At 74.0% G+C, this 14925-nt stretch carries 12 protein-coding genes; 8 read left to right on the top strand and 4 right to left on the bottom strand.

Going from position 1 to position 14925, the window contains the following annotated elements:
• The first annotated feature begins 94 nt into the window (after positions 1–94).
• Positions 95–1498 (top strand): type VII secretion integral membrane protein EccD, encoded by a 1404-nt coding sequence (gene eccD / locus ACWD5O_RS16730; RefSeq protein WP_450085855.1) that lies wholly within the window; start codon positions 95–97, stop codon positions 1496–1498.
• Between the two features lie 31 nt (positions 1499–1529).
• On the opposite strand, the gene ACWD5O_RS16725 is transcribed toward eccD, so the two are convergent.
• Positions 1530–2036 (bottom strand): inorganic diphosphatase, encoded by a 507-nt coding sequence (locus ACWD5O_RS16725; protein ID WP_121656698.1) that lies wholly within the window; start codon positions 2034–2036, stop codon positions 1530–1532.
• Between the two features lie 619 nt (positions 2037–2655).
• Here ACWD5O_RS16725 and dacB point away from each other — a divergent pair.
• The 3 genes from dacB (at position 2656) to tilS (ending at position 6226) form a co-directional block, all read left to right on the top strand.
• Entirely contained in the window at positions 2656–4062 is a 1407-nt protein-coding gene (gene dacB, locus ACWD5O_RS16720; protein WP_450085891.1) for a D-alanyl-D-alanine carboxypeptidase/D-alanyl-D-alanine endopeptidase, read from the top strand.
• A 90-nt stretch (positions 4063–4152) separates the two neighbouring features.
• Entirely contained in the window at positions 4153–5223 is a 1071-nt protein-coding gene (locus ACWD5O_RS16715) for a zinc-dependent metalloprotease (RefSeq protein WP_387324186.1), read from the top strand.
• 10 nt (positions 5224–5233) lie between these two features.
• The gene (gene tilS, locus ACWD5O_RS16710; RefSeq protein ID WP_450085854.1) at positions 5234–6226 is read left to right on the top strand and encodes a tRNA lysidine(34) synthetase TilS; all 993 of its coding nucleotides are present in this window, start codon (positions 5234–5236) and stop codon (positions 6224–6226) included.
• Between the two features lie 32 nt (positions 6227–6258).
• Here tilS and ACWD5O_RS16705 read toward each other — a convergent pair whose 3' ends face one another.
• Positions 6259–7221 (bottom strand): GlxA family transcriptional regulator, encoded by a 963-nt coding sequence (locus ACWD5O_RS16705; protein WP_450085853.1) that lies wholly within the window; start codon positions 7219–7221, stop codon positions 6259–6261.
• A gap of 99 nt (positions 7222–7320) precedes the next feature.
• Here ACWD5O_RS16705 and ACWD5O_RS16700 point away from each other — a divergent pair, with 99 nt between their 5' ends.
• The 4 genes from ACWD5O_RS16700 to folE all read left to right on the top strand — a co-directional run bounded on the left by ACWD5O_RS16700 (position 7321) and on the right by folE (position 11378).
• Positions 7321–7509 (top strand): hypothetical protein, encoded by a 189-nt coding sequence (locus tag ACWD5O_RS16700; RefSeq protein WP_450085895.1) that lies wholly within the window; start codon positions 7321–7323, stop codon positions 7507–7509.
• A 100-nt stretch (positions 7510–7609) separates the two neighbouring features.
• Positions 7610–8185 carry a hypoxanthine phosphoribosyltransferase gene (hpt, locus tag ACWD5O_RS16695; RefSeq protein ID WP_354963420.1) on the top strand — a complete coding sequence of 192 codons (576 nt, stop codon included), beginning with the start codon at positions 7610–7612 and terminating at the stop codon, positions 8183–8185.
• A 473-nt stretch (positions 8186–8658) separates the two neighbouring features.
• Positions 8659–10677 (top strand): ATP-dependent zinc metalloprotease FtsH, encoded by a 2019-nt coding sequence (gene ftsH, locus ACWD5O_RS16690; protein ID WP_450085852.1) that lies wholly within the window; start codon positions 8659–8661, stop codon positions 10675–10677.
• Between the two features lie 35 nt (positions 10678–10712).
• Positions 10713–11378, top strand: a complete 666-nt coding sequence (gene folE / locus ACWD5O_RS16685) for a GTP cyclohydrolase I FolE (RefSeq protein WP_354963659.1) — start codon at positions 10713–10715, stop codon at positions 11376–11378.
• 54 nt (positions 11379–11432) lie between these two features.
• Here the strand turns inward: folE and ACWD5O_RS16680 are convergent, their stop codons facing one another.
• Together ACWD5O_RS16680 and ACWD5O_RS16675 are read right to left on the bottom strand one after the other, a co-directional pair.
• Positions 11433–12152, bottom strand: a complete 720-nt coding sequence (locus ACWD5O_RS16680) for a hypothetical protein (protein ID WP_450085851.1) — start codon at positions 12150–12152, stop codon at positions 11433–11435.
• Between the two features lie 28 nt (positions 12153–12180).
• Positions 12181–14742, bottom strand: coding sequence for an FtsK/SpoIIIE domain-containing protein (locus ACWD5O_RS16675; protein ID WP_450085850.1), 2562 nt, complete (start codon positions 14740–14742; stop codon positions 12181–12183).
• Between the last annotated feature and the right edge of the window lie 183 nt (positions 14743–14925).

The following is a 14925-nucleotide window of genomic DNA, read 5'->3' as shown; positions in this document are numbered from 1 at the left end:
CCTGACTGCGCTGGGTAACCCGAGCCTGGCTCATGGTAGGTAAAGTCCTGTCGTCCGCGCAGCCTCCGATCCCCCTCGATATGGAGACCAGTCGATGACAACCGGGCTGGCCCGCGTCACCATCAGCGCGCCGCAACGGCGGGTGGACGTCGCCCTGCCGGAGCAGGTGCCCCTGGCCGAGCTGCTGCCCGACGTGCTCCGGCACGCCGGTGAGGGGCTGGCCGACGACGGCGAACGGCACGGCGGCTGGGTGCTGCGCCGCACCGACGGCGCCCTGTTGGCGACCGCTCAGGCGCTGCTGCCACAGGGGGTCCGCGACGGTGAGGTGCTGCACCTGGTGCCGGCCCGCGCCCACTGGCCCGAGCTGGAGTACGACGACGTGGTGGAGGCGATCGCCGACGGCGCCCGTCGCCGCGGCGGCGCCTGGTCGCCCACCGCCACCCGCGCGGCCGGCCTGGCGGGCGCCGCGGTGCCGCTCGCCGTCGGGCTGCTCGCCCTGCTCGCCGGTGGCCCGGCGTACCGCGGCGGCTGGCTCGCGGCGGCGGTGGTGGCGGTTCTGCTCACGGTGGCCGGCACGGTCGCCAGCCGTGCCAACGGCGACGGCGCCGCAGGGGCGACCCTCGGTGGCTACGCCCTGCCGTACGCGTTCGTGGCCGGCGCCCTCGCGGTCGGCTCGGGCGACCCGGTCGGCCTCTTCGGGCCGCTGCGCTGGGTCGGCGCGCCCGAACTGCTGGCCGGTTCGGTGGCGCTCCTGCTGGTCGCGCTGCTCGGGCTGCTCGGGGTGGCCAGCCGGCTGCGGGTCTTCGTGGCCGGTGTAACGGTGGGCCTGGTCGGCGCCGGGGCGGCGCTCGGCGGGCTGCTGCTGACCCCGGCCGGCACGGCGGCGGTGCTGCTCAGCGCGTTGGTCTTCGCCGTCGGGGCGATCCCGCTGCTGGCCATCCGGCTGGGCAAGCTGCCGTTGCCGCCGATCGCCCTGCCGGCCGCCACTCCCGCCGTGGAGCCGGTGCGGGCCCGGGACCTGCCGGACCGGGGCCGGGTGCACGCGGCGGTGTCCCGCACCGAGGAGATGCTCACCGGGATGCTGCTCGGGCACGCCCTGCTGGCGGTGGCCGCGGTGGCGGTGCTGGGGGTGGCCGGCGGCACCGCCGGCCGGGTGCTGGTGGCGGTGACCTCGGCCGTGCTGCTGCTGCGGTCGCGGCTCTTCGTCGCGCTGCGGCACCGGGTGCCGGCGGTGCTCGCCGGTCTGGCCGGCTACGCGGTGCTGGGCACGGTGCTCGTCGGCCGGGCCGACGACGCCGGGCGGCTGGCGCTGGTCATCGGCGGGGCGGCGCTGGCTCTGGTGGCCGTCGCGGCCGGCACCGGGTACGCCCGCCGGCCGGTCTCGCCGTACCTCGGCAGGATCGCGGACCTGACCGATACGGCGCTGGTGGTCGCCGTGGTGCCGGTCGCCTGTGCGGTGCTCGACCTGTACGACCGGGCCCGGGGGCTGCTCGGTTGAGCGGCCCCCGGGCCCGGCACGTCAGCGTTCGTCAGTGGGTGGATTCGCCGCGCGCCTCGGCGTCCCGGGCCCGCTGGTAGGAGGCGTGGATCTCGGCCTCGGCCTCGGTGCGGCCGACCCAGGTCGCGCCCTCCACCGACTTGCCGGGCTCCAGGTCCTTGTACACCTCGAAGAAGTGCTGGATCTCCAGCCGGTCGAACTCACCCAGGTGGTGGATGTCGCGCAGGTGCTCCTGGCGGGGGTCCTCGTAGGGCACGCAGAGGACCTTGTCGTCGCCGCCCTTCTCGTCCGTCATCCGGAACATGCCGATGGTGCGGCAGCGGATCAGGCAGCCCGGGAAGGTCGGCTCGGGGACCAGCACCAGGGCGTCCAGCGGGTCGCCGTCCTCGCCCAGGGTGCCCTCAATGAACCCGTAGTCCGCCGGGTACTGGGTGGACGTGAAGAGGGTGCGGTCCAGCCGGATCCGGCCGGTCGCGTGGTCCACCTCATACTTGTTCCGGTGACCCTTGGGGATCTCAACCGTCACGTCGAAATCCATCTGCACGCTCCCTCGTCTGCCCACGCTGGCTAACGGAAACCACTTACGGCACCCCCGGACAGGTGAATGCCCACCCGCCGACTCCGGCCGCCGCATAGTCTTCGGACCGAAGTAGTGTCACCCAAGCCGATTTTCGCTGGGGGAGGAGGGGGTCGTGGGGAGGGAAGATTCACACTACCGCCCGGACGGGGGCGCCGCGCGCGGTACCGGACGATCCGGCTCCGGTGGTGCCACTGGCAGGGTCCCGGTGCCCGACGCCCACCTCCCTCGGGCGGCAGAGCCGTCGCCTCCGACGCCGGAGGCGGTTCCCGAGCGTCCCCCGCCGTTGCCCTGGCGCCCGCCCGCCGGGTCGGCCCCCGTAGGCCCGAACGCCGGTCGCTTCCCGACCCTCGACGGCAACCGGCCGACGAGCGCCCCGCCGAGCGGGAGGGCTGCGATCCCGACCAGCCCGACCCCGGGCCGCCCGCCGTCCGGCGACGAGTCGACCATCCCGATCCCGACCGGCCTCCCACCGCTCGGCCCGCCGATCTCCGCGCTGCCCGCGTCCGCCGGCGCCGTGTCGCCTCCCGCGTCCACCGGCGCCGCACCGCTCCCCACGCCCGCCGCGCCGCGCCGGCGACTGCCGGTGGTGCTGGGCCTGGTGCTGCTGCTGGTGCTCGCCGGCGTCGGGGTCGGCCTGACCCGGCCGGGCCCGGTCGCCGGCTGGCTGGGCGACGACGCCGAGCCCGCCCGGAACTCCGCCGGGGCGACCCCGGAGCCCGGCCCGTCGGACGTGCTCGCCGGACCGGACCCGAACGCCCCCCTGCCCAGCCCCGACGGGGTACGGGCCGCGCTGGACCCGCTGGTCGGGGTGGCCGACCTGGGTGACCGGGTGAACGTCTCGGTGGCCGACGTGACCTCCGGCCGCACGCTGTTCGCCAAGGGGGAGGACGACGGGACGGTGCCCGCCTCGGTGACCAAGCTGGCGACGGCGGTGACCGTGCTGGCCGCCCGTGACCCCGCGTACCGGATCCCCACCCGGGCGGTGGCCGGCGCCCAGCCCGGCGAGGTGGTGATCGTCGGTGGGGGCGACCCCACCCTCGCGGTCGACAAGAAGGGCTACTACCCGGGCGCGGCACGCCTCGACGACCTGGCCGCCCAGGTGCGCACCGCGCTCGGCGGCGTCGCCCCGACCAGGGTCATCGTCGACGGCTCGATCTACTCCGGCCCGGTCTACGGCCCGGGTTGGGACGACGACATCCCCACCGGCGGGTCCGGCGGGGCGGTGACCGCGTTGATGGCCGACGGGGCACGCAGGGACCCGGGCGTCGGGCAGGGTGCCGCCGAGCGGGTCGCCGAGCCGGACCTGGCCGCCGGCCGGTCGTTCGCGCGGCTGCTCGGCGTACCGGCCGACGCCGTCAAGCGCGGCACGGCCCCGGCCGCGGCCGCCGGTGGCGCTGCCCCGGCACCCGGCGTCGAGTTGGGCGTGGTGCAGTCGCCGCCGCTGATCCGCCTGGTCGACGTCATGATCGCCGAGAGTGACAATCTGCTGGCCGAGGCACTGGCACGGCAGGTCGCGCTGGCCCGCAAGCAGCCGGCTTCGTTCGACGGGGCCGCCGCCGCGATGGACGCCCAGGTGGCCGAGCTGGGCCTGCCCGCCGACGAGATCACCCTCTCCGACGGCAGCGGACTGTCCCGCCGCAACCGGATCAGCCCGTCCCTGCTGACCGATCTGGTCCGGCTGGCCGCCAGCCCCGACCATCCGGAGCTGGCGGGGATCTTCGGTGGACTGCCGGTGGGCGGCTGGTCCGGCACCCTGGGCGACCGCTACCGCAACGCCCCCGGCACCGACGCCGGGGCGGGCACCGTGCGGGCGAAGACCGGCACGCTGACCGGTGTGCACGCCATCGCGGGCCTGGTCACCACGGCCGACGGCCGGCTGCTCACCTTCGCGGTGCTCACCGACAAGGTGCCCGGCGGGAGGGAGACCGCCCAGCCGGCGCTGGACCGGATCGCCGCCGCGCTCGCCAACTGCGGCTGCCGCTGACCGCCGCCGGCCCGGCTCCGCGGTCGGCCGTGTGCCGGGACCGCCGTCGCGAGCCCGGGCCGGGGTGTTGCGCGCGGGTACGGTGGGTCCATGGCGCAGTTCGTGGACTGGGATCTGGCCGCCGCCACCGCGGGGGCGTTGAGCAAGTCGGGCCCCCGGGTGTCGTACACCGAGGCCACCGACGTGGTCGGCGACCTGCGGCGGCTGACCGACGAGGCAGCCGGGCACGTGGCCGACTACACGGGGCTGCGGGCGCAGGTGGCGCACCCGCCGGTGCGGGTGGTCGACCGCCGGGACTGGGCCGCCGCCAACATCGCCGGGCTACGCGAGGTGATCACTCCGTTGGTCAGCAGGCTCTCCGGCGACAAGCAGCCCGGCGCGCTGACCGAGGCGATCGGGTCCCGGCTGACCGGGGTGCAGGCCGGCACCGTGCTGGCCTACCTGTCCGGCCGGGTGCTCGGCCAGTACGAGGTCTTCTCCGCCGACCCGGGCCAGCTGCTGCTGGTCGCGCCGAACATCGTCGAGGTGGAGCGCAAGCTCAACGCCGACCCGCGGGACTTCCGGCTCTGGGTGTGCCTGCACGAGGTCACCCACCGCACCCAGTTCACCGCGGTGCCGTGGATGCGGGCCTACTTCCTGAGCGAGGTGCAGGCGTTCGTGGACGCCTCGTCCAGCGGCGGCGAGCATCTGATCGAGCGGCTGCGGCGCGGGGTGGCCACCCTGTCCGAGGCGGTCCGCGACCCGGAGAGCCGGACCAGCGTGCTGGACATCGTGCAGACCCCGGCGCAGCGGGCTGTGCTGGACCGGCTCACCGCGCTGATGACCCTCCTGGAGGGGCACGCCGAGTTCGTCATGGACGGCGTCGGCCCGCAGGTGATCCCGAGCGTCGAGCGGATCCGGGCGTCGTTCAACCGGCGCCGCGAGGCGGGCAACCCGCTGGAGAAGGCGATCCGCCGGCTGCTCGGGGTGGACGTCAAGATGCGCCAGTACGCCGAGGGGCGCAAGTTCGTGCACGGCGTGGTCGAGCGGGTCGGCATGGACGGGTTCAACTCGATCTTCAACTCGCCGCTAACTCTGCCCCGCCTCGCCGAGCTGGGCGATCCGGACGCCTGGGTGGCCCGGGTGCACGGCCCGGCCGGCACCTTCCCGGCCGCCGGCTGATCGTCCGCCGGTGGCCGCACTCGCCCCGCCGGTGGCCGCGATCCGGGTGGCGGTCCGCCGCGCGCTGACCGGGCTGCCGTCCGCTGGTCCGGTGCTGGTCGCCTGCTCCGGTGGCGCCGACTCGCTCGCCCTGGCCGCGGCCACCGCGTTCGTGGCGCCCCGGCTGGGTCGGGCCGCCGGCCTGGTGACCGTCGACCACGGCCTGCAGGCCGCCTCGGCGCAGCGCGCCGAGGCGGTGGCCAGCTGGGCCAGGGAGGCCGGGTTCACGCCGGCGACGGTGGTCCGGGTGGAGGTGGCCGGGCGGCCGGGTGGACCCGAGGCGGCTGCCCGGGAGGCCCGCTACCAGGCGTTGACCGAGGTCGCCGGCCAGCACGGCGCGGTCGCGGTGCTCGCCGGGCACACCCGCGACGACCAGGCGGAGACCGTGCTGCTCGCGCTCGCCCGGGGTGCCGGCCCGCGCGGGCTGGCCGGGATGCCCGTCCGCCGGGACCTGGCCGGGGTGCCGCTGCTGCGCCCGCTGCTGGAGATCAGTCGGGAGCAGACCCGCGCCGCGTGTGAGGTGCTCGGGTTGAGCCCGTGGCAGGACCCGCACAACATCGACCCGTCGTACGCCCGGTCCCGGGTGCGGGCCGACGCGCTGCCGGCGCTGGTGCGGGCGCTCGGGCCGGGCGTGCTGGACAATCTGGCGCGTACCGCCCGGCTGGTGGCGGCCGACAACGCCGCCCTCGACGAGTTGGCGGAGACGGCGCTGGCGGCGGCCCGGTGTTCCGACGGAGGGCTCTCCGTGCGGGCGCTGGCCGGCCTGGTCCCCGCCGTGCGCGGCCGGGTGCTGCACACCTGGGCGCGGGAGCTGGGTGCCCTGCCGGGTGCGCTGTCGTATCGGCATGTCAACGCGCTGGACGCCCTGATCACCGAGTGGCACGGTCAGGGCCCGGCCGACCTGCCCGGCGGCATCCGGGTGCTCCGCCGCGCCGACCGACTGGCACCCGTCGCTGTCAGCTGAACGCCCTTTGCGGAGCTGGTGTCGGGCCGATCTCAGCCGGTGTGCGCGCGGTCGCGGAAGGTGGTCCGGTAGCCGTGCGGGGTGGCGCCCACCCGGCGACTGAAGTGGTGGCGCAGCGCCGCCGCGTCGCTGAAGCCGGCCTGGTCGGCGACGGCCTCCACGCTCAACGGGGTCTCCTCCAACAAGCGCCGGGCGAGCAGCACCCGCTGGTTGGTGAGCCAGTCGTGCGGGGTGGTGCCGGTCTCGGCGCGGAACCGGCGGGCGAACGTACGCGGTGCCATGCCGGCCCGGGCGGCCAACTCCTCCACCGTGATCGTCCGGTCCAGGTGCCCCATCAGCCACTCCAGCACCGGCTCCAGGGTCGGTGCATCGGGCGCCTTCGGGATGGGCGCCTCGATGTACTGCGACTGGCCGCCGTCGCGGTGCGGCGGGACCACCATCCGTCGGGCCAGTCGGGTCGCGGTGGCCGAGCCGTGCTCCTGGCGGATCAGGTGCAGGCAGGCGTCGATGCCGGCCGCGGTGCCGGCGCTGGTGAGCAGCCGGCCGTCCTGGACGTAGAGCGAGTTGCAGCGCACCTGGGCGCGCGGATGTTGGCGTTGCAGCTCGTCGACGTACCGCCAGTGGGTGGTGCACTCCCGGTCGTCGAGCAGCCCGGCCGCGCCGAGCACGAAGGCGCCGGAGCAGACGCTGAACAGGTACGCGCCGCGGGCGTCGGCCCGGCGCAGCGCGTCGAGCACCGGGCCGGGAACGGTGGTGCCCTGGGTGTGCGCGGGCACGGCCACCAGGTCGGCGTCCTCCACCGGGCCGAGATCGGCGTGCGGGGTGAGGTGGAAGCCGGACGAGGTGCGTACCGGCGCGCCGTCGGGGCTGCACACATGGAAGCGGTAACCGGGGAAACCGTCCGGTGTCCGGTCGGTGCCGAACACCTCGGCGAGCACGCCGAGCTCGAAGGGGGCGACCTGGTCGAGGGCGAGGACGGCCACGGAGCGAAGCATGTGACGAGGGTAACCCCAGAGGTGGCAGTAAATCGATGCCCAGCGGCATTCCTGCCACTGTTCGGTCGGCGCGATCCGTCGCAGACTGGTCTCAGTCCGGTGCGCACCGGCGGCGAAACCGACAGCAACCATGCGAAAGCGAGCGCCGCCATGGAGTTCGTGCTCTTCCTCCTGTTCCTTGTCCTGCTCGCCGCCGCCTCGGCGGCCGGCTTCACCGTCGACAGTCACGATTCGGCCGACTGGAAGCCCAGCGACGACGGCCGTCGCTGGCAGTCCCGTACCAGCTGATGTGTTTGATGGTTTTTGCGACGAAAATCCCGCGCGGGGCCGCGCCAAAAGGTGCGGCCCCGCCGACGGGGGCCATCCGACGTACGGCAGGCTAGGAGTCATGGCTGATGGCTCCTGGTACGACGCCGACATCGACCACGTGATCATCTCCGAGGCGCAGATCCGCGAGAAGACGGCGGAACTGGCCAAGCAGGTCTCCGCCGACTACGCCCACGTGGGCGACGGGCTGCTGCTGGTCTGCGTGCTCAAGGGCGCGGTGATGTTCATGGCGGACTTCGCCCGGGCGCTGGGCCGCAACGGCCCCCCGGCCGAGCTCGACTTCATGGCCATCTCCTCCTACGGCCAGGGCACCACCTCCTCCGGAGTGGTCCGCATCCTCAAGGACCTGGACCGGGACATCGCCGGCCGGCACGTGGTGGTCGTCGAGGACATCGTCGACTCCGGGCTCACGCTCTCCTGGCTGCTGCGCTACCTGGAGTCCCGCTCGGCGGCGAGCGTCGAGGTGGTCGCGCTGTTCCGCAAGCCGGACGCCGTCAAGGTGCCGGTCCCGGTGAAGTACGTCGGCTTCGACATCCCGACCGAGTTCGTCGTCGGGTACGGCCTCGACTTCGACGAGCGCTACCGGGAGCTGCCGTACGTCGGAGTGCTCAAGCCGGAGGTCTACGCCCGGAAGTGACGCCGGCCTGGCTCACACCCCGCTCGGACGCCGGTGTGAGGCCGACTTGCATCAGCACCCATCAAGCCGACGTTCAGCGCACTCTCAGCTCTTCCGGTTACCGTGGAGCCCGGTGGCGCGGAGGTTACTCCGCGCCCGACCCCCTCGATCGCGTGACCGGGCGTTCGGGTGGTCGGGCCGGACTCTCCGCCACGCCGGCTTCTGCCCGGACCCGCCGTACGTGTCGGTGAGGGCTGGCGAGCCTGCCCACGGTGCGCGCCGTCGATGGCGAAGGTGTGCCGAGTGCGGGGCTCGCAAGCTCACTCCTCGCGTACACGGTGTACCGTCGAATGACCGCGGCGCGGCAGTTTTTGCGCTTCGGGGTCGAGGCCGGCCCGCACGGCGGCTCCGGCCGCCGCTCAACCGCGGCGACACCATCAGACGGTCAGGACGTCGATCAGGAGGATGCGGGCGCTCCGGCGCTCGACAACAGTATGGAACGTACGCGTTTCTTCCGCCGACCGGTGGTCTGGATCATCCTGGTCATCCTCGGCGCCGTTGTGCTCAGTCAGCTGTTCACCGCTGGTCCCAGCTACCACCGCGTGGACACTTCCGTTGCGCTCGACCAGCTCCACACCGCCAAGATCAATAAGGTCGTCTTCCAGGACAAGGAGCAGACGCTCCAGCTGGACCTGGCCCAGAAGACGAAGTTCGGCGACACCACCACCAACAAGATCGAGGCCCAGTTCCCGTACCAGGTTGGTGACGAGGTCTGGAATGAGGTGCTGGACGCCAAGTCCGCCAACCGGGTCACCGGCCCGGCCGACGCCAAGGTCTCGTCGGACAGCATCTGGGTGAGCCTGCTGGTCAACCTGCTGCCGATCGCGCTGCTCGTGCTCCTGCTGCTGTTCTTCATGTCGCAGATGCAGGGCGGCGGCTCCCGGGTGCTCAACTTCGGTAAGTCCAAGGCGAAGATGATCACCAAGGACACTCCGAAGACGACCTTCGCGGACGTCGCGGGTGCCGAGGAGGCCGTCGAGGAGCTGTACGAGATCAAGGACTTCCTGCAGAACCCTGCGAAGTACCAGGCCCTGGGCGCCAAGATCCCGAAGGGCGTGCTGCTGTTCGGCCCGCCCGGCACCGGTAAGACGCTGCTGGCCCGCGCGGTCGCCGGCGAGGCCGGGGTGCCGTTCTACTCGATCTCCGGCTCCGACTTCGTGGAGATGTTCGTCGGTGTCGGCGCCAGCCGGGTCCGTGACCTCTTCGAGCAGGCCAAGACGAACGCACCGGCGATCGTCTTCGTCGACGAGATCGACGCCGTCGGCCGGCACCGTGGCGCCGGCATGGGCGGCGGCCACGACGAGCGGGAGCAGACGCTCAACCAGCTGCTCGTCGAGATGGACGGCTTCGACACCAAGGGCGGGGTCATCCTGATCGCGGCCACCAACCGACCGGACATCCTCGACCCGGCGCTGCTGCGCCCGGGCCGGTTCGACCGGCAGATCCCGGTGGACGCCCCCGACATGGAGGGCCGCAAGGCCGTCCTGCGGGTGCACGCCAAGGGCAAGCCGTTCACTCCGGACGTCGACCTCGACGCGGTGGCACGGCGTACCCCGGGCTTCAGCGGTGCCGACCTGGCCAACGTGATCAACGAGTCGGCCCTGCTCACCGCTCGCAAGGACCAGCGGGCAATCACCAACGACTCGCTGGAAGAGTCGATCGACCGGGTGATCGCCGGTCCGCAGCGACGGACCCGGGTCATGAGCGACCAGGAAAAGAAGATCACCGCGTACCACGAGGGTGGGCACGCGCTGGTCGCCTGGGCGCTGCCGCACGCCGCGCCGGTGCACAAGGTGACGATCCTGTCCCGCGGCCGCTCGCTGGGCCACACCCTGGTGCTGCCCACCGAGGACAAGTACACCCAGACCCGCGCCGAGATGATCGACACCCTGGCGTACGCGCTGGGCGGTCGGGCCGCCGAGGAGCTGGTCTTCCACGAGCCGACCACCGGCGCCGGGAACGACATCGAGAAGGCCACCCAACTGGCCCGCGCGATGATCACCCAGTACGGCATGAGCTCCAAGCTCGGTGCGATCAAGTACGGCACCAGCGGGGACGAGCCGTTCCTTGGCCGCAACATGGGCCACGAGCGGGACTACTCGGACTCGGTGGCCGCCGAGATCGACGGCGAGATGCGGGCGCTGGTCGAGCTGGCGCACGATGAGGCCTGGGAGATCCTGGTCGAATACCGGGACGTCCTGGACAGCATCGTGCTCGAGCTGATGGAGAAGGAGACCCTCTCCACCGCCGACATGGCCCGGATCTGCGCGCGGGTGGTCAAGCGCCCGCCGCTGGCGCCGTACAACGGCTTCGGCAAGCGCCAGCCCTCCACCGAGCCGCCCGTGCTCACCCCTGCGGAGAAGGACGCGCTCAAGGCACAGGCGCAGGCCGACGGCGCGCAGGCGTCGGTCGGCGGCGGCACCTCGTCCAACAACTCGGACGGCACGCACTGAGCAGCGACCCGACGGCCAGCTCCCCCCACCGGGAGCTGGCCGTCTCCGCGACCGAGCCCGACGGCGACGACGCGCTGGACTACGTGGCCGCACGGCTGATCAGCGGAAAGCTGACCGGCCGCCCGGTCGAGGACGCGGTCGACCTGCGTCGCATCGAGAAGGCGGTCCGGGAGATCCTGATCGCGGTCGGGGAGGACCCGGACCGCGACGGGCTCCAGCAGACCCCGGCCCGGGTCGCCCGGGCGTACGCCGAGCTCTTCGCCGGCCTGCGGGTCGACCCGGCCCAGGTGCTCAGCACCACCTTTGAGGCCAACCACGAAGAGCTGGTGATCGTCCGGGACATCGACGTCATGAGTCTCTGCGAGCACCACCTGCTGCCGTTCCGCGGCAGTGCGCACATCGGCTACATCCCCGGCCCGGACGGACGGATCACCGGCCTGTCCAAGCTGGCCCGTCTGGTCGAGGTCTTCGCCCGCCGCCCGCAGGTGCAGGAACGGCTCACCTCGCAGGTCGCCGACCTGCTGATGACCAAACTCGCCCCACGCGGCGTCGTCGTCGTGCTGGAGTGCGAGCACATGTGCATGGCGATGCGCGGCATCCAGAAGTCCGGTGCGAAGACCATCACGTCGGCCGTGCGCGGCATATTGCAGACGGACTCCAAGTCGCGGGCCGAGGCGATGGCGCTGATCATCCCCCGCTGACACCCGGACGCGTCACCGGCCGGCCGCCCCACCCCGGGACGGCCGGTCGTTGCGTCAGCCGGCCAGCAGGGCCAGCAACAGGCCGGCCGTGACCAGCACCGCCGGCACCAGGCAGACCAGCGCACCGAAGCGAACCGTGCGGTCCAGCCGCTCGCCGGGGGCGGCGCGGAACACCCGCCCGATGCCCACCCAGCCGGCGACGAAGGCGACCGCCGGCATCGGCAGCCCGCAGATCAACGCCGCCACACTCGCCGGGCCCGCCCCGGTCGCCACGAACACCACGACCTGGATCAGCGGCACCAGCAGCGCCAACGGCCCGTACACCAGGAGGTTGCGCCCCCGGGTCGGCCAGGACCCCGGGCGGAACCGGCTGCGCGCGGCCAGCGCCGCGTCCGCCGCCTCGGCCCGACCCCGCGCGGCCCGCAGCGCCGCCAGCACGGCCGCCGGGCCGCCCACCATCGACCGCGCCGCCTCGGTCACCTCCGGCGGGGACGGCACCAACGAGATCGCCGGTACGCCCAGCTCACGAAGCCGTTCCTGCTGGCTCGCGAGCCCGGTGCGGACCACCGTCAGCTCCTCCCGGGCGGCCTCCGCCGAGCGGGCCTGCTCACCGGCGGCGGCTGCCGCGCTGCGGCGTACCCCGTCCAGCTGGCGGGCCGCGGCGAGATACTCCGACCAGGCCGTGGTGGGCTCTGCGCTCGTTTCCGCGACGTCCCCGTCCGGCTCGGCGGTCCGCTGCCGTCCCGGCCCGGTCACCGTCGCGTTCGGACCCATCCCGACACCCCCCGCGCGCACCGCCGGATCACCTGGCCTCGTCGGCGAACGGCACCAGGACCGTGCCCCGCTCGTCCGGCCCGTCCCAGAGCACCGCCCGGTCGGGACGGGCCCGCCACTCCACCGGCCGGCCGAAGACCGCGGCGAGCTGGGCCGCCGGCACATCCAGCACGGCCACGGCCGCGAGCTTGTCCACCTCGCCCTCCGGCTCCAGCAACGCGGCGAACGGTGGCACCGCCCGCCACCAGCCCAGCAGGTGCCGACCCGACGGCGGCCCGTCCCGCAGCAGCGCGCGCAGCCGGTCCACCGGCAGCTCGCGGGGCCCCGGCCGGTCCAGACCGAAGAGGACCAGGTAGGTCGGCAGCTCCCCGTCCGCGTCCGCGAGCAGCGTCGGCAGGTCCACCATGGCCGCCGAGTGGCGGACGGCCAGCTCCGCCGTCAACGCCTCCGCCAGCGGCCGGGAACCCGGGTCGGGAGCCGCCACCAGGAACCGGGCGGTGCCCGGCGAATGGTGGTCCGCCGTGCTCCGCGCCGCCGTCGCCAGCAGCCCACCCGCCGCCGGGCCGGATCCCAGCACCGCCAGGTTGCGCCCCGCCGCCGGTCCCAGCGGTACGGCGACCGTCGAGCGGGCCACGTCCACCGCCCGGCCGAGCAGAGCCGCCGGCCCGTGCGCCTGGCCGGCCAACGCCGCACGGTGTCGCGGATCGTTGCCCAGCGACGGACGGGCGTACCCGGCGAACACCACCGGCGGCACCGACCCGGCCGGCCGTGCCGTCCACAGCTCGTGCCGCAGCCGATCCACCACCCCCGGGTGGTCCTGCGGATCGGGGTGGCGGATCAACCGTTCATGACCGCGGATCGCGCCCCGGGGGCCGCCGAGCCCGCCCGCGGTGTTCACCACCGCGCTGCCCACCGGCAGGCCGGCGGCCGAGTCGTTGGTCGGTTCCAGCACCGGGCTGCCCCCCGGCAGCGCCACCCGCACCGGGAACTGGCCGAGCACCGAATCCCGGTGCCCGGTGTCCGCCCGGCCGCTGAGCCCCAGCTCACCCGCGCCGGCCAGCACCAGGTGTACGCCGTACGCCCGGCCGGCGCGGGCCAGCCCATCCAGCTGGGCGGCAACCTCGGCGGCCAGCCGGTCCCGCTCGGCGAAGATCAGCGGCAGATTGTCCAGCACGCACACGATCCGGGGCAGCGGCCGGTGCTGGCGCAACTCCGCGAAGCGCTGCCCACCGGCGCGCCCGCCGGCCTCGGCCCGGCGCTGCACCTCGACCGTCAACTGATCCAGCAGGTCCCGGACGTACTCCCGATCCGCGGCCATCGCCGCCGCCCGCACCTGCGGGATCCAGGACCGGTCCCGCTCGGTCTGGAGGAACTCCACGAAGGACTCGCCGTCGCCCAGATCCACCAGGTAGAGCGCCAGGTCGTCCGGGCCGTACCGGGCGGCGAGCCCGAGCAGCGCCGTAGTCAGGAACGCCGCGCGACCCGCACCGGACCGGCCACTGACCAGCCAGTGCGGGGTCAGCTCGGTGAAGCCCAGCGGCACCGGGCGGCCCCCGGCGTCACCAACCGTGGTGGTCAACCCGTCCACCGAATCCAACTGCCACAGCCCCTCACCCGTCGCCGGCAGCAGATCCGCCAGCGCCAACCGGGAACCCGCCTCCACCTGCGCGGCGAGCCGCCGACAGACCGCGTCGACCAGGTCGGCCGGCGGGTCCGCCTCGACGAAGACCGGCGAGTTCATCCCGCCCGGCGAATCGGCGCCCGGGCCGGCGAAGGACGCCCCCGGCGGGTCACCGAGCAGCGCGTACGCGTTGCGCAGCACCAGCGGTGTGGCGCGCGGCAGCGGCCCCCGAGCCGCGTACGGGCCGGCGGGCGGCCAACCGGCCACCACCAGGTGCAGCCCGGCCGCTGGCCCCTGCTCAGCCAACGCCTCGACCCGTGCCAGGTCGGTCGGGCCGGTCAGCTCCGGCAGCGCGGCCACCACCAGCAGCAGCGTCCGGTCATGCCGGCGTCGCCCACTCGCCCCCGGCGCGACCCACTGCTCCGCCTCGGTCAACACCGCGCGCAGACCCGCCACATCCACCGCCGGCGGCGGCAACAGGCCGGCATCCGCCAGCGCCCCGAACGGGGTGAGCACACCCCCCGTGGCGTCCACCGCGCGCACCAGCAGGGCACCCGCCGGTGCCGCCGCCAACGACCGCAGCAGCACAGCCCGAAGCAACCCCGCCACCCGCGGTTCCCGGGCGTCGGTGTCCACGCTCAGATGCCCGGTGCCGACCAGCGGCACCAGCGCGGGAAAACGGGCGTCGTCCAGCGGTGCCGCGGTGCCCACCCGCACAAAGGACGGCGGGCCGTCGCCGGCCGGCGAATCCACGGTCAGCGAGTCCAGGGCGGCCCCCGACCATCCCGGAGCCAGCCGCGCGGCCACCGCCCGCAGCCGGTCGGCCACCTCGTACTGGCGGCGCTGATCGGCGGGGGCCGGTCGGGTCTCGTCCAGGATGCCGGCCGCGGCGGTCGCGACAGCCGCAGCACGCCGGTGCAGAGCTGCGGCGCGGTTCGTGCCTGCCTTCGGACCGGCCACCGCGTCCACCCCCTCTGCCCGAGGTTGGCAACCCCTCCCTGAGCAGAGACGGTATCCCAGCCGGGGCCCCTCCTCCGGGAGGTGTCGCGGCGGTGCGCCGGTGTTGTCGTGGATGTCACCGGTGGGGAGGGGTCCGTCACGATCCGCTGGATCTGAGGCATTGGCTCCGGGGCGTCCAGCCGTTAGCTTCAG

The organism is Micromonospora sp. NPDC005161, assembly GCF_053599855.1.
This window is presented reverse-complemented; position numbering and strand designations above follow the sequence as displayed.

Excerpts from the sequence above, each read along its gene's own strand:
- eccD (WP_450085855.1), top strand. The coding sequence starts at position 95 with ATGACAACCGGGCTGGCCCGCGTCACCATCAGCGCGCCGCAACGGCGG.
- ACWD5O_RS16725 (WP_121656698.1), bottom strand. The coding sequence starts at position 2,036 with ATGGATTTCGACGTGACGGTTGAGATCCCCAAGGGTCACCGGAACAAG.
- ACWD5O_RS16715 (WP_387324186.1), top strand. The coding sequence starts at position 4,153 with ATGGCGCAGTTCGTGGACTGGGATCTGGCCGCCGCCACCGCGGGGGCG.
- ACWD5O_RS16705 (WP_450085853.1), bottom strand. The coding sequence starts at position 7,221 with ATGCTTCGCTCCGTGGCCGTCCTCGCCCTCGACCAGGTCGCCCCCTTC.
- hpt (WP_354963420.1), top strand. The coding sequence starts at position 7,610 with ATGGCTGATGGCTCCTGGTACGACGCCGACATCGACCACGTGATCATC.
- ftsH (WP_450085852.1), top strand. The coding sequence starts at position 8,659 with ATGGAACGTACGCGTTTCTTCCGCCGACCGGTGGTCTGGATCATCCTG.
- ACWD5O_RS16680 (WP_450085851.1), bottom strand. The coding sequence starts at position 12,152 with ATGGGTCCGAACGCGACGGTGACCGGGCCGGGACGGCAGCGGACCGCC.